Genomic DNA, 18,986 nt, shown 5'->3' with positions numbered 1-18,986 from the left:
AGAAAATGCCACTCGATCTTCATAGCCTGGCCTGGCACCGTTCGATTGGAAAACTGATTCTGCAGTTGAATCGCCCAGAGTTCTGGAGCTCACTTATCCGCACACTCAATGAATATGTGCAGATTGATAACTGGGTGGTTTTGATCTTCAGCAATCAACAAGTGCAAGTTGTCAGCCTGCCCGAGGTGGCAGATGCAGAAGAAGTGGATGCGTTCATTCACCTCTATGTAAAAGGCCTGTATTTGCTGGACCCCTTCTATATCGCCAACCGGGAAAACCCGCAGAGCGGCTTCTTTCATCTACTGGATATAGCGCCGGAGTACTTTGTTGAAACCGAGTACTACCACAAGTACTTTGCACAATATATTTGCGTAGATGAAGTGCAATACAACATCCAGCTCGATGCTGACAGAACACTGTGCATTTCCATTGGCAGCAACGCCCATTTCAGCCAGGAACACATCACCATGCTGGACATCATCAAGCCGTGGGTCACGGCACTCATGCATCAACGCATGTGCTTCGAAGTCGATGTGGAAAAAAGCCTCAGCGAACCGCCGCAATGGCCGGAGACGACCACCCAGTTTGGTACCCAGATAACCACGCGGGAAAGTGATGTGCTCAGGCTGCTGCTCAGTGGCTTTTCCAACAAGGAAATCGCAGGAAAACTCTCCCTCTCCACAGAGACGATCAAAGTGCACCGCCGCAACATCTACGCCAAGTTGAACATCAAGTCACAGTCCGAACTCTTTGCACGCTTCTTCATGCCCAGGCAGGATGTGCTCTCTTTAAGCTAGGCCCCGGGCCTGGAATGAACTCACAGGCCTGGCACGAACAGCGAGAGCAGCAGCAGGCTCACGTACGTTCGACCAAGCGTTGCTCATTCGCCTGAACACCCACATGGAGCCGGTAGCCATTCGATGGATATCCAATTTCGCGGTAACGCAATGCCTGGCAACCCCGCCGCTGGCACCTGCGATGAATACAGCCTGAGCGCCATTTCCAGCCTGGATGAGCTGATCGACGCCTACCGCAAGATCGCGGGCGACCACCCAGGTTTCCAGCCCCTTCTCTCGCTGGATGATCTGCCCCAGGCCCGCTACACCTCCGGGCATGCCCGCAACAACCTGGGGCTGGACGATGCCTCGGAGCAGGAGATCGCCCTGCTACCTGCAGAGTGCTTCGAACAGGGTGAATACCTGGGCTACCCCACCACCAAGGCCGAGTTCGCGATCTGCTTGCGCAACTTCACTGACCTGGTGGCGGGCAGCTCGTTCGAAGGCGCTTGCGCCCACGGCCTGACCCTTGATGAGCCAGCCCTGCGCGAATGGGTGGACTATCAGCAAAACCCTGTATCACTGCTCGACCAGCCCCTCTCGGCACTCCTGGTGCCCGTCGAGCAGTCCTGTCAGGCGCTCGCCGCTTTTCCCAACGGCTACTTCAGTTGCGACCTGGGCCCCGCGCAGAACTTTGCGGTGGCCCGCCATTTCGCCCAGGCCCATGGCTATGAGTTGATCGGGGTGGGCGCGTCTTACCTCGGCTTCCTGCGGGCAGAGCCTGCCGACCTTTGCGTAGCCAGCGCGGTGGCGAGCGATTTTTGTGCGCTCTACAACACCCCCGAGGAGGACCGACAAGCCGTGGTTTCAACGGTTGTCGAGGCTGTTCGCGGTCGCACCCATTTGTGGCTGCGCTACGTGGAATGACGCTCGGAGAAAAGACGATTGAGGTTGGCTGAGCAAGGATCTAGGCATGTCAGACATGTGCGGTATATGTGGTCGAAAACTGGGCCTCAAAGACGATCCGCTTTCGGTCGATTGTGGCGGTGACTGTTGGGGTTGCATTGGCCCCATTGAGGCTGATCTTGGAAATGCCGAATCGTCAGTCAAGGTGAAGGAAGAATTTGACACTGGTGTGCGCCCAGGCAGATCCGAGGCACGTTTCAAATCATAATTGACGCCGACGTGCGCTCAACGACCGCAAGCGCACAACCCTGGCATGCCCCCCTTTATGCCGGCTTGCCTTTATCAACCGGCAACGACGCAAACATCTCAGCGCGGCACACCTCAAGAATCTCATCCGCCAGCGCGGAATCATCCGGGCAGGCACGCGACAACATGATCGCACCCACCGCACGGGACAGCAGGTCGATCATTTTCCGCCTGCCCTCCTCCGGAGCGGCATCCGGCCGGGTCGGGTATTTGTCCCCCAGGGTTTGCAGGGTGTGTTCGACCCCTTCGGCAAACGTCGCTTTCACATCATCCGATTGGCGCGCCGCATCGCCACACAACGCGGCCATGGTGCAACCGCTGCCACGTCCGTCGCGATGTTCTCTGGTCACATAGACGTCGATGAAGCCAGGCACATCCAGCGCCTGCACGCCTGCCAGCGACTTGGCAAGGCTGCAGGCCGAGGCCTCGGCCATGAGGTCGGCCTTCGAGCCGAAATGCTTGTAGAAGCCGCCGTGGGTGAAACCGGCCGCCGCCATGAGATCCGACACACCCACACCGTCGAAGCCGCGCTCACGGAACAACTCTGAGGCCGTTTCAACGATGTGCTCTCGATTGGCCTGCGCCTGGGCCTTGCTCACTCTCACGTGCAATACCTCATGTTCATTGGGAAATCATGGGCCCAATCATACATAGATGTCGTTCACAATCAAAACCGTTGACAGCTTAGATTTCGATCATCATCCTAATTGCACGCACCACCGACCTCCACCCACGGGCACGGAAGAGACACCAGATGACCGATCAGAATCTGTTCACCCCTTACACCCTTGGCGCCCTCGCGCTGGCGAACCGCATCGTCCTCGCGCCACTGACCCGCAACCGCGCGGGCGCAGGCTTTGTTCCCAGCGAATTCGCCGCCACCTATTACAGCCAACGCGCTAGCGCGGGCTTGCTGATCAGCGAAGCCACGCAGATTTCCCAACAGGGCCAGGGCTATCAGGACACCCCCGGGATCTACACCCAGGCGCAGATTGATGGCTGGCGCACGGTGACCGACGCCGTCCACGCCAAGGGCGCAAAGATCTTTGTGCAACTGTGGCATGTCGGCCGCGTGTCCCACGTTGATCTGCAAGAAAACGGCGCCGCCCCCGTGGCCCCTTCCGCGCTGCGTGCGGCCACCAAGGTGTTCGTCAACAACCGCTTTGAAGACGCCTGCGAGCCCCGCGCACTGGACATCAGCGAGCTGCCGGGGATCGTCGCCGATTTCCGTCAGGCCGCGGCAAACGCTATCGCTGCCGGGTTCGACGGTGTGGAAATTCACGGCGCGAACGGCTATTTGCTGGATCAGTTCCTCAAGGACAGCGCCAACGTGCGCACCGATGCTTACGGCGGCTCGATTGAAAATCGTGCGCGTCTGTTGCTCGAAGTCACCGCTGCCGTGGTCGATGAAATCGGCGCGGATCGCACCGGGGTGCGCTTGTCGCCGGTGTCGCCGGCCAACGGCGTCTCCAGCAGCAATCCGCAGGCGCAATTCAATTACGTCGTCGATCAACTCGACGCCCTCGGCGTCGTTTACCTGCACATGGTCGAAGGCGCGACCGGTGGCCCACGTGACGTGGCGCCATTGGATTTCACCGCCCTGCGCCAGCGCTTCAAAAACACCTACATCGCCAACAACGGCTATGACCTGGAGCTGGCAACCTCACGGCTCGCCGAAGACCAGGCCGATCTGATCGCGTTCGGTCGCCCGTTCATCGGCAACCCGGATCTGGTGGAGCGTCTCAAGACCGGCGCCGCCTTGTCCGCATTCAATCCCGCCACCCTCTACGGCGGCGGCGCGGCAGGCTACATCGACTACCCGACGCTGGTTGATTCGAGCGCCAGCGCAAGCTGAGCAAGCAGAAACCGGGCTGTCCGTTTTCACCCATTCTGAAAGAGAGATGACCCCATGAACACTCGCCCTACCGTTCTCATCACTGGCGCCTCCACTGGCATCGGAGCCATCTACGCCGAGCGCTTCGCGCAACGTGGCCATGATCTGGTCCTGGTTGCCCGCGACCGGGCACGCCTGGACGCACTTGCAGCCCGACTGCGCGGCGAACACGGGGTCGCCGTCGAGGTGATGAAAGCGGATTTGACCCAACTCAGCGATCTGACAACCGTTGAAAGCCGCCTGCGCGACGACGCCCGTATCGGCATCCTCATCAATAACGCCGGCGCCGCGCTGTCCGGCAACTTCATCGAGCAAAGCACCGACAGCGTTGCGCAACTGGTTGCCCTCAACACCACGGCACTGGTGCGCCTGGCCAGTGCCATTGCCCCGCGCCTGGCCAAAGCCGGTGACGGCGCGATCATCAACATCGGTTCGGTGGTGGGCCTGGCGCCGGAGTTCGGCATGACGGTCTATGGTGCAACCAAGGCTTTCGTGCTGTTCCTGTCCCAGGGCCTGAGCCTGGAACTGTCGCCCCGGGGCGTGTACGTGCAGGCCGTGCTGCCGGCCGCCACCCGCACGGAAATCTGGGACCGCTCCGGCGTCGACATCAATACCCTGGACGAAATCATGGAAGTGGGCGATCTGGTGGATGCCGCACTGGTCGGTTTCGATCGGCGCGAACCGGTGACCATCCCGCCACTGCAACAGGCTGAACCCTGGGATGACCTGCAGAGTGCACGTCAGGGCCTGCTGGGGCACATCCGTCAATCCGAGGTTGCCCAGCGTTACCAGACCCAAGAGTGATCTTCAGGTAGCGAGCATTCGCGGCGGATTCGCGGCAGGCACTGCGACGAATCCGGTCCGCTGTTCGGAGTAGCAATGAATCCAACGCAGACAACCTTCCCCCCGGCTTTGCAGACGTCGTTCATCAACGCGGCGAACCAGTCGATCATGGTCAGGGGCATTCCCTTCGCCTATCGCGATACCGGTCCCGCGGGCGGCGTGCCCCTGGTGCTGTTTAACCACTGGGGCGCGGTGCTGGACCACTTCGACCCGGCAATAATCGATGGGCTGGCACAGACCCGGCGAGTCATCACCACCGACTATCGCGGCATCGGCGGCTCGGGTGGAACCGCCCCCCTGACGGTCGGCGACATGGCGCAAGACGCCATTGAGCTGATACAGGCCCTGGGGTTCAAGAGCGTCGATATCCTGGGCTTCTCACTCGGCGGCTTCGTCGCTCAGGACATCGCCCTGCAAGCCCCCCAATTGGTGCACCGCTTGATTCTCACCGGCACCGGACCGGCCGGCGGCATCGGTATCGACAAGGTCGGCTCGGTGACCTGGCCCTTGATGCTCAAAGGCTTGCTGACCTTGCGCGATCCCAAGTACTACCTGTTCTTTACCTCGACGCCCAATGGTCGTCGAGCCGCCTCGGAATATCTGCAACGCCTGAAAGCCCTCAGCAAGCATCGCGACAAGGGCCCAACGCCCGGCGCTTTCCTGCGCCAGCTGCAAGCCATCACCGCGTGGGGCAGACAGGCGCCGCAGGATCTCGGGCGCTTGCGGGCGCCGACGCTGATCGTCAATGGCGACAACGACATCATGGTTCCCAGCGCCAACTCCCATGCCCTGGCCAAGCGTGTCCCCAACGCACAACTGGTGATGTATGAGGACGCCGGGCACGGCGGCATTTTCCAGTACCACGCGGACTTCGTGGCCAAGGTCCGGGCGTTCCTTGACGACAGAGCCCCATGACAGCAACCCCACCCAAGCACCGCCCACACCTATTCCAACCGACAAGAGCCGCACCACGATGAAAGCCTTTCTAATTGATCGCTATGGCAAGAACAGTGGGCGCATGGGCGAAGCGCCCACGCCCACGCTGGGTGCCCACGACGTGTTGATCGAGGTCCACGCCAGCAGCGTCAACGTGCTGGACTCGAAGATCCGCAACGGCGAATTCAAGCTGATCCTGCCCTATGCATTGCCGCTGGTACTGGGCAACGACCTGGCGGGCGTCGTGGTTGAGGTTGGCCCCCAAGTGCAACGCTTCAAGCCGGGAGACGAAGTCTACGCGCGCCCGCCTGAAACACGGATCGGGACGTTCGCCCAGTGGATCGCCGTGAACGAAAACGCAATCGCCCTGAAACCTGCCAACACCACCATGACCGAGGCCGCGTCGATCCCCTTGGTCGCACTCACCGCCTGGCAAGTGCTGGTGGAAACCGCCCAACTGAAAAAGGGCCAGAAAGTGCTGATCCACGCAGGCGCAGGCGGTGTCGGCACCCTTGCCATCCAGCTGGCCAAACACCTCGGCGCTTTCGTCGCGACCACCACCAGCACGGCGAATGTCGAATGGGTCAAAGCCCTGGGCGCCGATCAGGTAATCGACTACAAGCAGCAGAACTTCGAAAGCCTCTTGCATGGCTACGACCTGGTGTTGAACAGCCTGGGCAGCGACGTACTGGAAAAGTCCCTCAAGGTCCTCAAGCCCGGCGGACAGCTGATTTCCATCTCCGGGCCACCCACGGTGCAATTCGCCCAGGAGCAAGGGCTGGCCTGGCCGTTGCAGCAGGTCATGCGGCTTTTGAGCCTGGGTATCCGGCGCAAGGCGCGCCAGCGGGACATCCGCTACGCCTTTGTGTTCATGCGGGCCGATGGCGCCCAGCTGCAACAGATCACCGCGCTGATCGAGGCCGGAATCATCAAACCTGTGGTTGATCGCAGCTTCAGTTTCGAATCGACGGCAGAGGCCTTGCAGTACGTCGAGCAGGGACGAACCAAGGGCAAGGTGGTGGTCAGGATCAAATGACCACACCACCTACCGATGACCCGACCGAGTCGACAAGAGCGCCTGGGCCCAGCGAGGCAACGTCAGCCCAGGCGCCGGAGAGGCCGGAGCCGCAAGCGCCGGCCGCTGCTGTAGCGCTGCCACAGATCCTTTGGCGCCGCTTGATGCTGGAGCCGTAGCGAAACCGCGTGAGTTCGCCGGCGGTTCTGGCCGCGACCCAGGCCGGCTAAACCTCGGCCGACGCCCCCTCATCGGCTGCGCGCAGAATCCGTTCAAGCGCCGGCCGCGTCCACTTTTCCCAAGGCAATTCATCTTGCCCATCCCCTGGGTGACGATGCTCTCCGGCATCAAACGCGAGGTAGATGGAAAAGGCCGGCTCGGGCATGTCAGCGTTCAAGGACACATCAACAATGTCACTGAACAAGGTATTCATGACCGCATCGCCGTAATGAAAGTCGCGCTGCCCCTCGATAAAGAGCCGGGCCACCGCCATGGCGACTTGATTGAAAAGAGCACACCGGTCTATCTGCATCCCGTCATACAGAAGATCCAGGTCATGGCAGGAGTCGCTTTCGATCGATTCCAGCACCTTGTGAAGCTCGGCTTCACTCAACATCCTCTGCATCCACTGGCCCACCGTTTGTCCGGGGGGCGCAGATTAACATCCGCCAAACGCCCTGTTCATCGGATCAAGGCCACCGAGGAGGACCGGCAAGCCGTGGTTTCAACGGTTGTCGAGGCTGTTCGCGGTCGCACCCATTTTTTCCTGCGCTACATGGAATGAGCCCCCCGGGTGTTGGCGACAACAGAGTGGTGCTGGAACACGGGGGGTACAAGGGCCTCTCTCAGCAGCGCCATTGCCCTAGCCTCACTTGGGCGCTGAAAGCCGCGGCAAAGACACCTACACCGCACGAACCACGGTGTAAGTGAGGGTGGCGGAAAACAGCGCCAGAACGACGGCGGTGCCCCGGGAAAACAGCGGTCCAGAAACCCGCCCCAGGTATTGGGCTCGAATGCCCGCCCCCAGCGAGACCCAGAGCAAGGCTATTGGCGCCAGTGCCAGGAAGAAAGCGCTCAATGACGGCAGGAAATCCCCCAGGCTGGCGAATGAGCTGGCCGGGAAGATCACACTGGCGAAGATCAGCCCCTTGGGGTTGAGCAAGGTCGCAATCAACAGGTGCCGTGGCCAGCTCTCAAAGCGCTCGGTGTGCTGGGCTCCGGTGGTGGAGGTCTTCCAGGTCTTCAAGGCCAGCGCCGCGATGTACAAGGCGCACAGCAGCTTGATCAGGTGGATCAGCCACGGGTAGTCGTGGGACAGCAGCACAAGCCCCCAGCCCCAGGTGCAGATCGAAACGGTGTAGCCGAGCATTTCGATCAACACCAGTGGCAGCGAGCGCAACACGCCGAACTTGAAGCCCGAGGCCAGCAGCAAGGTGTTTGAGGGCCCCGGCACTACCAGTATCAGGGACGAAAAAAGCGCGATCTTGTAGAGGTCATCCATTTGCATGGCTTCCTATTCCGTTAGGAAAGTGGGTCTGGGGGGAGTGCTGCCAGAGGCAGCGTTTCAGGGGCTCAGGTGGAATGCCCACCCATGGATTTGTAAATGCTGATCAGGTGAGTACGCAGTTGACTGTCGCTATTGACCAGGTCGCGCTGCGCCTCCAGCACGGTGCGCTGCGCTTCCAGTTCCTCCAGGTAGCTGGCCTCCCCGGCCGCGTACCGGACGCGGGTCCACTCATAGGTGCGGGCCTTGCTGTCATAGCTGTCCTTGAGGTGCGCGGCACGCTGGTATTCGTTGTGGTAGCGGCTCATCGCATCGTCCACTTCCTGCCAGGCTGCCAGTACGGTCCGGTGAAATGCCACGGCCGCCTCTTGCTGTTCGAGTGTGCGCAGGACCACGGTCTTGCTGCGCCGCCCACGGTCGAACAGCGGCAGGTCCAGGCGCGGCCCTACCGACCAGGTGCGGCTGCTCCAGTCGGCAAACTGGCCGCTCTTGTAGGATTCGAAGCCGAAGTCGGCCCCCAGCATCACGCTCGGGTACAGTTCGGCCTCGGCCACTCCGATGCCCGCCGTCGCCCGATGCAAGCGGGCCTGGGCCGCGCGGATGTCCGGACGCTCCCGGGCCAGGTCGCCAGGCAGGCCCAACTGCAGGTTGGGCAGCGGGCGGCTCAAGGCATTATCAGGCCGCTCCGCGAGCAAGGTTTCCAGGGCTCCGGGATGCTCCCCCAGCAACAGCGCAATACGGTTGCCCGCCTGGGTGTGCAGCGCCTTCCAACCCGGTATCTGTGCATGCAGCGAGGCCAGCCGTGCCTCTTGGCGTTCCACCGCGAACCCGTCTTCCTCGCCCTCCCGGGCCTGGACGGCAACCACTTGCAGGTGCGCGGCCAGGATCTGTGCCTCCTGCTCCAGAAGACGGGTCTGGCGCTGTGCGGTACGCACTTCGAAGTAGTTTCGCGCCAGCTCGCTGGAGACACTGAGCAACACGTCGTCCAGGGTCGCGGCCGCACCATCGACCTCGGCCTGGGCGGCTTCACCCAGGCGTGACACCCGCCCCCAGAGATCCAGCTCCCATGAAACGTCGAACCCGGCCTGGTACAGGCTATAAGGGTCGGTAAGCACCTTTTCCAGGGCATCACTGTCGCTGCCCAAGGCTTCAAGCATTCGATTGTTCGGCGCATACCGGCTTTGCCGGTTTCGCGAAGCCGCCGCGGAAAAGGACACTTCGGGCGTTTCCAGGGAAGCGACTATCTGGCGTTGCAACCGCACCTGGGCAAACCGCAGCAAGGCCGTGTGCAGGTCCGGGCTGCCTTCGCGCACCTGGGCCTGCAGCTGGTCCAGCACCGGGTCGCCAAACACCTGCCACCAGTTGCCGTCTGCGGTTTGCGAGGTGGTCGCCGGGGCTTTGCCCGGCACCGAAGACGCTGGCGGGCCACTGTGCCAATCCGTCCAGCGTTCCGGGCTGGTAACTGCCGGCGCCTTGAAATCGGGCCCGACGGTGCAGGCGGTGATGGCCAGCAGCATGGCCAGCGTCAGCCCATTACGCAGGTATCCAGAGTGAGTAGTTTTCATGACGTTCCTTATCACACCAATCGATTGCGAAACAGCCACGCAGCCAGCGGCAGGGTCACCAGCGCAACGGCAAGCATGGGCACCAGGTTCCAGGACACATCCGCCAGCGTTGCCCCCTCCAGGTAGATCCTCCTGACCAGGTCGATGGCAAAGCGCAGCGGATCGAGATAGGTCAGCAGTTGCAAGGCCTCGGGCATGCTGTGCACCGGGGTGATCAGGCCGGAGAGCAGGATCAGCGGCATCATCAGCACGAAGGTGTACACCATGGCCTGCTGCATGTTGGCCGACAGCGCCGAGATCGACAGCCCGATGCCCACGCAGGCGCTGGTGAAGACGAACAGCCCCAGGTACAGGTCCAGCACGGAGCCGATCATGGGGATCTTGAACCAGAACAGGCCGATGAGGAGGATCAGGCTGGACTGCAAGAGACCGATCAGTACCGACGGCAGGGCCTTGCCCAGCAGGATCACGAAAGGCGTCAGCGGAGTCACCAGCAGTTGGTCGAAGGTGCCCTGCTCGCGCTCCCTGGCTACCGACAACGCCGCCAGCATCAGGGTCTGGATCATGCTCAGCGCGGCGATCAGGCCCGGCACTATGTTCCAGCGGGTTTGCAGGTTGGGGTTGAACCAGGCACGGGTCTCCAGGCGTACCGGCGCGTTTTCCACCGCCAGGAACTGCTGGTTGAAGTCAGCCACCAGGTTGGCGATATGCCCGGCCGCCATTCCCGCGGTCGTCGAGTTGCGCCCATCCAGGATCAACTGCAAGCCGGCGTTTTCATGCCGGCTCAGGCGCTCGTCGAAGTCCGCGGCGATATGCAGCACCAGCAAGGCACTGCCCCGGTCGATCACCGGGGCGATCTCATCGACGCTGGTCAGGGTCGACACCCGGGCAAATACCCCGGAGGCATCGAAGCGTGCCAAAAGCTCTGTCGAAGCGCGCCCCTGGCTCTGATCCAGCACGGCATAGGGCACGTAGTTCAGGTCGTAGGTGGCGCCGTAGCCGAACAGCAATGACTGGACGATCGCAGGGGCAATCAGGATCACCCGGTTGGCCGGGTCCTTGACGATGGCCAGGAACTCCTTCTGAAACAGGAACAGCAACTCGCGTAGGAAATTCATCAGCTTGTCCATGGCTTCAATCCAGCTTCTTGCGGGTGCACAGGCGTGCAGCGTTCAACAGGAACACGGCGTAGGCCGCGAGGATTGCGAGGTTCTTGGCGATCAATGGCCAGTTGTTGCCAGCCAGGAACAGGGTCTTGACCAGCTCCATGAAGTAAGTCGCCGGCAGGATCGAGCCCACCACGCGGATGAACGTCGGCACATTGCGCAGATCGAAGAGGAACCCCGAGAGCATCAGCGCCGGCAGGAAGCTGAAGATGATCGCGATCTGGCTGGCCAGGAACTGGTTGCGTGTCTTCGCCGAAATCAGCAGGCCAATGCCCAGGGTGACCAGCAGGTAGAGCATGGAGCTCAACAGCAGGAGCACCAGCGAACCCTGGATCGGTACCTCGAACAGCAACCGCGCCGAAACCAGGCACATCACCAGGCCCAGCAGGCCCACCAGGAAATAGGGAATGATCTTGGCCAGGAGTATTTCGATCGACCTGACCGGGGTGACGAACAGTGATTCGAGCGTGCCCCGCTCCCACTCCCGGGCCAGTACCAGAGAGGTCAGGAAGGCACCCACCAGGGTCATGATCAGGGCGATGAGCCCGGGCACCAGGTACCAGGTACTGCTGTTGGCGGCGTTGAACCACATGCGTTCGACGACCAGCACCCGACCTGCCGACTGGGGCTGCCGGGAGCGGTCGAACTGCTGCTGTTGCCAGACATTCAGCGCGCCCCTGACATAGCGTCCAAGGGTCGCCGCGCTGTTGGCATCGGCGCCATGCAGGAGCAATTGCAAGCGCGCATCCTGCTGTTCGAGGCGCCTGGAAAAATCCGCCGGCACGCGCACGATGCCGTCGACCCGACGCTTGTCCATCAGCGCTTGGGCCTCGGCCATGCTGGTCACCTGGACCACCGAGAAGTAGTCCGAACTCGCAAGCTTCGCCACCACGCTGCGGGCGCTGGGGGAGCTGTCTTCCAGGACCACGGCCAGCGGCGTGTTGCGAATGTCCAGGGACAGGCCGTAGCCAAATATCAGGATCAGTACGATGGGCAGGACAATGCCTATCGCCAGGTTGCTCTTGTCACGCATCAATTGGCGCAACTCCTTTCGGGTGAGCGCAATGAGCCTGCGCCTGAACCCTGAGGCGGATCGATTGGAGTCAGTCATGGTCATTCCTCACTGCACCGGGGCGCTGGCCTGGGCCCGAGCACGCTCGACCACGGCAATGAAGGCGCTGTTCATGTCGGCAAGCGACTCGCTGCCCTGGTGGCGTACCTGTTCCGGAGTGCCCAGGGCCAGCAGCCGTCCGGCATCCTGGATGACGATACGGTCGCAGTACTCGGCCTCTTCCATGAAGTGGGTGGTGATCACGATCGTCGTGCCGCTTTGCGCCAGGGCGGTGATACGGCGCCAGAACGCCCGGCGGGCCAAGGGGTCGATACCGCTGGTGGGTTCGTCGAGAAACAGGATCTGCGGCTCGTGCAGCAGCGCGACCGCCATGGCCAGGCGCTGCTTGTAGCCACCGGGCAGCTCGCCGCTGCGCAGGTGCTTGTGTTCGTCGAGGTCGAACTGTTCGAGCATCAACGCCACCCGCGCTTTCAGCTTCGCGCCGTGCAGGCCATAGGCGCCGCCGAAGAAGCGCAGGTTCTCCAGGGCCGACAGGTTCGCGTACAGGGCGAACTTCTGCGAGACGTAGCCGATCTTGCGCCGCGCCGCCGCCCGTGCGGTGCGCAGGTTGACGCCAGCCACCTCAAGGTGCCCGCTGGAGGCGGGAAGCAAACCGCAAAGCATGCGAAACGTGGTGGTCTTGCCGGCTCCGTTGGGGCCCAGCAAGCCGAATATCTCGCCCTTCAACACCTCGAACGAGGTGCTGGCAACCGCGGTGAAGTCCCCGAACTTGCGCACCAGGTCGCGGACCTCGATGACCACCGCACGCCCAGAGGCAGCGTCGCCCTGGCCGTCGCTGGCGGGCGCCTGCGCCGGCTCGTCCAGGCTTGCAACGCTGCCAACCTGTTGCCGGAGCAACACCATGAAGCCATCTTCGAGGCGGGCCTCCAGCGCCTGGGGAGAGGCCTGGCCAGCCAGGGATGGAATGGCCTGCAGAGGCACCTGGGCGCTACGGATAAAGCGAACCATGCCGCCTTCGGGCACGGCATCGATGATGTGTTCATTGTCGTCAAGCAAGCGCGCCTGCAACAGCCTGGCCGGGGTGCCGGCCTCGGGGCCGACGCCATAGCACAGGCCCTGCGCCAGATGGCACAACTGCGCCGGTGGCCCCTGGGCGATCAGCCGCCCCTGGTATAGCACAAAGACCTGGGCGCAACGCTGGGCCTCGTCCATGTAGGCAGTGCTGATCAGCACCGTGAGGTTTTCCTGCTCGATCAGTTGTTCGATGATGCTCCACAGTTCCCGCCGCGACAGCGGATCCACCCCCACGGTGGGCTCGTCCAGCAGCAACAGCTGCGGTGAGCGGACCAGGGTACAGGCCAGCCCCAGTTTCTGTTTCATGCCGCCGGAAAGCTGTCCGGCCAGCCGGTCGCGAAAACGCGTCAGGTCCATCATCTGCAGCAACCGGGAAAAGCGCTCCTCGCGCTGCTGGGCGCGCACGCCATGCAGGTCGGCGTAGAGTTCGAGGTTTTCCTGGATCGTCAGGTCTTCGTACAGGCCGAACTTCTGCGGCATGTAGCTGATGAGGTCCTGCACCTGCTGCGGATCTGCGGCGACGTCCAGCCCCAGCACCTTCAACAGCCCTTCGTCGGCCTTGAGCAAGCCGGCAATCATCCGCAACAGGGTGGTTTTTCCGGCCCCGTCCGGCCCCACCAGGGCACTCAACTTGCCACTGGGCACCTCCAGAGAAACCTGCTCCAGAGCCAACTGTTCTCGCGTTCCACTGCGAAAGCGCTTGACCAGTTCAACAGCCTGAACCGTTACCGCTGGCGCACTCATGGCGTGGCCCCGGCCACCGGTGCCTGGTCAAGGTAGACGGTCGCCGGCATACCGAGCCGCAGGCGATCGTCAGGGTCCTTGACCAGCACCCGGATCTCGTAGACCAGGCTGGTGCGCAGGTCTTCCGTTTCCACCGACTTGGGGGTGAATTCGGCAACCGAGGAGATGTAGCCGACTTTGCCGTCGATGGCCTGGTCAGGAAAGCTGTCGGTGTAGACCCGCGCCATCTGGTCCGCACGTATGTGGCCCAACTGGCGCTCGTTGACATAGGCCCGTACCCACTTGGGGTCGGTCAGGGCCAGGGCAAACACCGGGCGCTGCGGCGAGGCCATATCCCCCGGCTCCAGCAGGCGCGTGCGGATCCGGGCCTGGGTCGGCGCCTTGAGCTGAGCGCGCGCCAGGTAATGTTCCAGCAGGTCCAGGTCGGCCCTGGAGGCTTGCAGGTCGGCCGTGGCCTGGGCGATGTCTTCATTGCGTGGGCCGATCTTGGCCAGGGTCCAGGATTCGCGCTGCTCCTGCGACTGGGCCTTGGCCACTTGCAAGCGGGCGGCTGCCTGGTCCAGGCGTTGCTGGCTGACGCCCTTGCCCTGGGTGTCGTCGGCGATCCTGCGCAGGCGCTGCATGTGCAGTTGAGCCAGCTGCATTTGCGCCTGGGCGGCATCAAAACGTGCCTTGGACTGCTCGACCTCTTGAGGCCGTGTGCCATTTTTCAAGCGCAGCAGCGCCTGTTCCTGGGCGCCGATCCTGGCCTTGGAGCGATTTATTTCCAGGCGCAGTGTGCGTGTGTCGAGTTCCGCCAGGACCTGGCCTGGCTGCACCAGGTCGCCCTCTTCGGCATACAGCGCGGCGATTCGCTCACTGCCGTCGAACGCCAGGGACACCTGGCGAATGTCGACGTTGCCATGGAGCTTGAGGTGGTCGTTCTGCTTCTCGGGGCGAAGGAGAAACCAGGAAACACCCGCTGTGGCCACCAGCAGTACGGCAACCCCTACAATCAACTGCTTCTTCATCCATGAGTCCTTTGTTTGCCAAGGCCTAATTAAAATTCAATTTGAATTTAAATTAGAAAATAACAGATACTGGCCATGAAGCAACCCCCCGCTCAGACCACGAGGAACATCATGAACACGCGACGCAGAACCAGCAGAAGCGACGGCGAACACACTAAAATCCGCATTCTCGAAGTGGCTGCCCGCCTGTTTGCCCAGCATGGCTATGCCAACACCGCGAGCAAGCTCATCTGTGAAGAAGCCGGCGCCGACCTCGCCGCCATCAACTACCACTTCGGTAGCCGGGAAGCCCTGTACAAGGCGGTGCTGATCGAGGGACACAAGCAGCTGGTGAGCTTCGAAGCCCTGTCGCAGCTGGCGCAAAGCGAAGAGCCGGCGCTGATCAAGCTCGATAGCTTCATCGATGCCATCGTCACCCGGGTGCTCGATGAGCAGAGCTGGCAAAGCAAAGTCTGTGCACGGGAAATACTGGCGCCCACTGTCCATTTCACCAGCCTTGTGCAAGAAGAAGTGATGCCCAAATTCCGTCTGCTGGAAGCGCTCATCAGCGAGATCACCGGATTTCCGATCGGTGACCCGGCGCTGGCGCGTTGCACCATCAGCATCATCGCGCCCTGCCTGATGCTGGCGGTGATAGATCGCCAGCAGCCCAGCCCGCTGCAAGCCGTCCTGCAACACGACGCCAACGCCCTGAAAGCCCACTTCAAGCTGTTCGCCAGGTCCGGCCTCGCGGCCATTGCCCAATAGTCGGCTCACACCGCCAGACTGCCAGGCTGATTGTGCAGGGCGCTGCCCAGCACTGTTTTGACCCGCGACATGACCTGGGCGTCGAGAAAGAAATGGCCACCTGCAAACACGAACTGCTCGAAGCCGCCCAGGGTGTAGCGCCGCCACTGCTGCATCTGCGCAGGCGGCGCAATCAGGTCCTGGGCGCCGCTCAGGCAGATCATGCGGGTGTCCAGCGGCTGCGGCTGGGCACCGGCGTAGGAGTAGACCATCTGTATGTCGGCCTGAATGATGGGCAGGTACATCTGCATCAGGTCCTCCTCGGCCAGCACCACCGCCGGCACGCCCCCCATGGCCTGCAGCGCGGTGATGGCCTGCTCTGCCGGCAGCTGGTGCAGCGGTGCTACCCGTTGCCGCACATGGGGCGCAACCATGCCCGAGAGCATCAGTTGCTGCGGCATCGGCAACCGCCGCTCCTGCAGCACACCGGCGACCGCAAAGGCCAGCAAGGCGCCCATGCTGTGGCCGAAGAAACAGCAGGGGATGTCATCGCCAAACTGCTCCAGGCAGTCGGCCACGTCATTGGCCGCCGCCTGCATGTCGCTGTAGCAGGCCTCCTGGCTGCGACCCTCGCGGCCCGGCAACTGCAAGGCATACAGGTCGACCTGGTCGTACAGGGGCAGGAACCAGCGATGAAAGACCGAGGCCCCGCTCCCGGCATAGGGAAAGGTGAACAGGCGCATCTTGCCCCGAGGCCGGCTGGCATAGGGAAACCAGGCGTCCTTGGCCACGCGTGATGGAGTTCCCATGGGTCAGCCCTCCACCTGCCTGGCCAGGGCGAAGCGATCGACCTTGCCATTGGCGTTGCGTGGCAGTGCGTCCAGGCACAGCACCTTGTCGATGATCATGTAGCGAGGTAGGCGCTGGGCGCAGTGGCGCTTGAGGTCGATCAGCGAAAGAGCGTCCCGGGTGTGAGCGACCAGCACGCCCCACAACTGCGCGTTCATCCCCTCCCCGACCACCAGCACGGCGGCCTCGCTGACCTGGGGATGGGCCAGCAGCGCGGCTTCGACTTCCCCGCGCTCGATCCGGTTGCCACGCACCTTGAGCATGTCGTCACGACGCCCCAGGTATTCGTAGTTGCCGTCAGGCCGCTGCCTGACCATATCGCCGGTCTTGTAGGGCCCCTCCTGAGCCGGCTTGGCGAAATAGCCCAGCATGACCGTAGGCCCCTGCACCACCAGCTCACCTTCTTCACCCACTGCGCAGCGGCTGCCATCAGGCTTTTGCGCCCACACCTGGTTGCCGGAGGCGGCCGTGCCGATGGGCACCGGGAGCACGCGCTCGGGATCGATGGCGCCGACCTCGAATGCGGTGCACACATTGGTTTCCGTGGGGCCGAAGAGATTGGCCAGACGCACATCGGCATAGGCCGCGCGCAGGTCACGCAGGTGCTTGATCGGAAAAGGCTCGCCGGCGAACAACAGTACCCGCAGGGTGTCCTGGATATCGCTGAGCAAGTCGCCGTCTTGCATCATCATCATGAGTACCGAGGGCACCGAGTACCAGATGCTGATTTCGTGCTGGCGGATGAAGTCGGTCAGCAGCCGCGGCGAGAACGCGATCGACTCGGGAACCAGGCACACCGTCGCGCCCACATTGAGCGCGCAGTAGATGTCCAGGACCGACAGGTCGAAATGCAGGGGGGCATGGTTGGCGAAACGCTCGCCAGGCTGGAAGCAATAGCGCTCGCACGCCCAGTCGACGAAGGCCAGGGCATTGCCGTGGCTGAGCGCAACCCCTTTGGGCACGCCGGTGGACCCGGAGGTGTAGAGGATGTAGGCCAGATCGTCCGGCTGGATGCGCAGCGTAGGCACTACGCTGGAGCCGGTATCGATGTTGCGCCAGTAGCCGGCGCTGGCCGGGTCGTCCAGGACCACGCTGCGCACCTGGGCAAGCGCGGAGCCGGCGAGTTCTTCCAGGCGTGCCGCGGTGCAGAGGACCAGCACGGCCTGGGAATCCCCGGCGATCTTTTCCAGGCGCGACACCGGGCTCAGTGGGTCCACCGGCACATACACCACCCCCAGCCGCAGGGCCGCCTGCATGACCGCCACCAGGTCCACCGACTTGTGCGCCCAGAGCAGTATCCGCTGCCCCTGGCCGACCCCCAGGGCACAGAGCATTGCCACGAATTCCCGGGTCCTGAGCTCCAGCGCCTCGTAGCTCAAGGCATCCTGCTCATCCACCACCGCCGTCTGCCGCGGGTAGCGGGCAAGGCTGTGCATCATCCGTTCATGGAGCAGCTTCATAGCTTCAGCTCCCGGGCAATGATCTCGTGCTGCATGTCGCTGGTGCCGGAAAAGATCGTAGTGCCGATGGAGTCGCGCAGCATCGCCTCGATCCCGAAAGACTCCAGGCAGCCCCGGCCGCCGAAAATCCTCACCGCATCGATGCTCGATGCCAGCGCCCCTTCACTGATGGCCAGTTTCGACAGGGCAATGTTGAGCTGCCCCGGATCGCCCTGGTCCATGCCCCAGCACGCCCGGAACAGCAGCAACCGCGCCGACTCCAGGCGCAGCTTCATTTGCGCGATACGGTGCGAAACCGCCTGGTTGTCGCCAATCGGCTTGCCAAACTGGCGCCGGGTGCGCGCATGCTCGATGGTCTGTTCCAGTTGCCGCTCCATCATCCCCAGGAACGCTGCGAACAGGCAGGCACGCTCCCAGCCCATGGAGCTCTGGAACACCTGCCGGCCCTGCCCCTCCTCACCCAGGCGGTTGACCTCAGGAACCCTGCAATCGTCAAAGAACACTTCACCCGCGGGGCAGCTTCTCAGGCATACCTTGTCCAGGGGCTCACTGACCCTGAGCCCCGCACTGCTGCGGTGGACGATAAAACCGCTGACCCCCAGGGCACCGTACTCGGGCTGGGTGGTGGCATAGGTCACGAAGATGTCGGCAATCGGCGCATTGCCGGCAAAGCTCTTGTGGCCGTCAAGGCGATAACTGCCATCGGCCTGGGGCCAGGCACGGCTCTTCAAATTGCTGGAGTCGGAGCCGGCCTCGGGTTCGGTGATCGCGTTGGAGCCGATGAATTCACCGCTGGCGAGTTTGGGCAACACATCGCGTTTGGTTTCCGCTGTTGCGAACTCGACGATCGGCATCGCACAGGCAAACTGGTGGGCCGCCGCCGCGAACACCAGGCCCATGTCTGTGCAACCCAGGCCAAAGGCGTGCATGGCAATGGCCGTCGACAGTGCACCCAGGCCCTGGCCACCGTATTCCCGGGGAATCGACAGCCCCAGCAATCCGGCCTCGCCGCAGATCGCCCATTGCCGGGCGGTGAAATACCGCGAGTGTTCATTGCCACAGGCCGCCAGTTGCTCGGCACACACCTGGGCGATCATGGCCGCATGTTTTTTCTGGGTATCGTCGTAGTTGAAGTCCATT

General features: G+C 62.6%; 18 protein-coding genes. 8 read left to right on the top strand and 10 right to left on the bottom strand.

What is annotated here, in order from left to right:
- Window positions 1-5 precede the first annotated feature (5 nt).
- Window positions 6-797: a response regulator transcription factor gene (locus AC1RGE_RS04175; RefSeq protein ID WP_492583441.1), complete on the top strand. Its 792-nt coding sequence runs from the start codon at window positions 6-8 to the stop codon at window positions 795-797.
- A gap of 123 nt (window positions 798-920) precedes the next feature.
- Window positions 921-1,703, top strand: coding sequence for a hypothetical protein (locus AC1RGE_RS04170; protein WP_492583439.1), 783 nt, complete (start codon window positions 921-923; stop codon window positions 1,701-1,703).
- Between the two features lie 302 nt (window positions 1,704-2,005).
- Here AC1RGE_RS04170 and AC1RGE_RS04165 read toward each other — a convergent pair whose 3' ends face one another.
- Window positions 2,006-2,593 (bottom strand): TetR/AcrR family transcriptional regulator, encoded by a 588-nt coding sequence (locus tag AC1RGE_RS04165; RefSeq protein WP_026020161.1) that lies wholly within the window; start codon window positions 2,591-2,593, stop codon window positions 2,006-2,008.
- 149 nt (window positions 2,594-2,742) lie between these two features.
- Here AC1RGE_RS04165 and AC1RGE_RS04160 point away from each other — a divergent pair, with 149 nt between their 5' ends.
- From AC1RGE_RS04160 to AC1RGE_RS04140, 5 genes are all read left to right on the top strand, one after another.
- Complete coding sequence (locus tag AC1RGE_RS04160) at window positions 2,743-3,843, top strand: alkene reductase (RefSeq protein WP_492583437.1); 1,101 nt, start codon at window positions 2,743-2,745, stop codon at window positions 3,841-3,843.
- Between the two features lie 54 nt (window positions 3,844-3,897).
- Window positions 3,898-4,686: an SDR family NAD(P)-dependent oxidoreductase gene (locus AC1RGE_RS04155; protein WP_011061097.1), complete on the top strand. Its 789-nt coding sequence runs from the start codon at window positions 3,898-3,900 to the stop codon at window positions 4,684-4,686.
- Window positions 4,687-4,761: 75 nt separating this feature from the next.
- Window positions 4,762-5,640, top strand: coding sequence for an alpha/beta fold hydrolase (locus AC1RGE_RS04150; RefSeq protein ID WP_019094697.1), 879 nt, complete (start codon window positions 4,762-4,764; stop codon window positions 5,638-5,640).
- Between the two features lie 58 nt (window positions 5,641-5,698).
- Window positions 5,699-6,697: an NADP-dependent oxidoreductase gene (locus AC1RGE_RS04145; protein WP_492583435.1), complete on the top strand. Its 999-nt coding sequence runs from the start codon at window positions 5,699-5,701 to the stop codon at window positions 6,695-6,697.
- Window positions 6,698-6,989: 292 nt separating this feature from the next.
- Window positions 6,990-7,460 (top strand): hypothetical protein, encoded by a 471-nt coding sequence (locus tag AC1RGE_RS04140; protein ID WP_346624223.1) that lies wholly within the window; start codon window positions 6,990-6,992, stop codon window positions 7,458-7,460.
- Window positions 7,461-7,577: 117 nt separating this feature from the next.
- Here AC1RGE_RS04140 and AC1RGE_RS04135 read toward each other — a convergent pair whose 3' ends face one another.
- From AC1RGE_RS04135 to AC1RGE_RS04110, 6 genes are all read right to left on the bottom strand, one after another.
- Window positions 7,578-8,177 carry a LysE family translocator gene (locus AC1RGE_RS04135; protein ID WP_169891728.1) on the bottom strand — a complete coding sequence of 200 codons (600 nt, stop codon included), beginning with the start codon at window positions 8,175-8,177 and terminating at the stop codon, window positions 7,578-7,580.
- A 71-nt stretch (window positions 8,178-8,248) separates the two neighbouring features.
- Window positions 8,249-9,745, bottom strand: coding sequence for an efflux transporter outer membrane subunit (locus tag AC1RGE_RS04130; RefSeq protein WP_011061091.1), 1,497 nt, complete (start codon window positions 9,743-9,745; stop codon window positions 8,249-8,251).
- A gap of 11 nt (window positions 9,746-9,756) precedes the next feature.
- Complete coding sequence (locus tag AC1RGE_RS04125; protein ID WP_019093652.1) at window positions 9,757-10,875, bottom strand: ABC transporter permease; 1,119 nt, start codon at window positions 10,873-10,875, stop codon at window positions 9,757-9,759.
- Between the two features lie 4 nt (window positions 10,876-10,879).
- A complete protein-coding gene (locus AC1RGE_RS04120) occupies window positions 10,880-12,028 on the bottom strand; it encodes an ABC transporter permease (protein WP_019093651.1) in 1,149 nt (382 codons plus the stop codon).
- Between the two features lie 3 nt (window positions 12,029-12,031).
- Window positions 12,032-13,801 carry an ATP-binding cassette domain-containing protein gene (locus AC1RGE_RS04115; protein WP_041117996.1) on the bottom strand — a complete coding sequence of 590 codons (1,770 nt, stop codon included), beginning with the start codon at window positions 13,799-13,801 and terminating at the stop codon, window positions 12,032-12,034.
- A complete protein-coding gene (locus tag AC1RGE_RS04110; RefSeq protein ID WP_011061087.1) occupies window positions 13,798-14,811 on the bottom strand; it encodes an HlyD family secretion protein in 1,014 nt (337 codons plus the stop codon). The genes AC1RGE_RS04115 and AC1RGE_RS04110 overlap by 4 nt, the downstream gene beginning before the upstream one ends.
- 111 nt (window positions 14,812-14,922) lie before the next feature.
- On the opposite strand from AC1RGE_RS04110, the gene AC1RGE_RS04105 reads away from it, so the two are divergent.
- Entirely contained in the window at window positions 14,923-15,558 is a 636-nt protein-coding gene (locus AC1RGE_RS04105) for a TetR/AcrR family transcriptional regulator (RefSeq protein ID WP_026020031.1), read from the top strand.
- A 5-nt stretch (window positions 15,559-15,563) separates the two neighbouring features.
- Here AC1RGE_RS04105 and AC1RGE_RS04100 read toward each other — a convergent pair whose 3' ends face one another.
- From AC1RGE_RS04100 to pltE, 3 genes are read right to left on the bottom strand one after another with little or no spacing between them, the layout of a single operon-like run.
- The gene (locus tag AC1RGE_RS04100) at window positions 15,564-16,346 is read right to left on the bottom strand and encodes a thioesterase II family protein (protein WP_492583433.1); all 783 of its coding nucleotides are present in this window, start codon (window positions 16,344-16,346) and stop codon (window positions 15,564-15,566) included.
- Between the two features lie 3 nt (window positions 16,347-16,349).
- Entirely contained in the window at window positions 16,350-17,846 is a 1,497-nt protein-coding gene (gene pltF, locus AC1RGE_RS04095; RefSeq protein ID WP_015635460.1) for an L-proline--[L-prolyl-carrier protein] ligase, read from the bottom strand.
- Entirely contained in the window at window positions 17,843-18,985 is a 1,143-nt protein-coding gene (pltE, locus tag AC1RGE_RS04090) for an L-prolyl-[peptidyl-carrier protein] dehydrogenase (protein WP_011061083.1), read from the bottom strand. The genes pltF and pltE overlap by 4 nt, the downstream gene beginning before the upstream one ends.
- Window position 18,986: the final 1 nt, after the last annotated feature.

This window comes from Pseudomonas sp. GW823-FHT02C05, assembly GCF_058797595.1.
The sequence above is the reverse complement of the archived record's forward strand: the minus strand, read 5'-3'. Positions and strand labels throughout refer to the sequence as shown.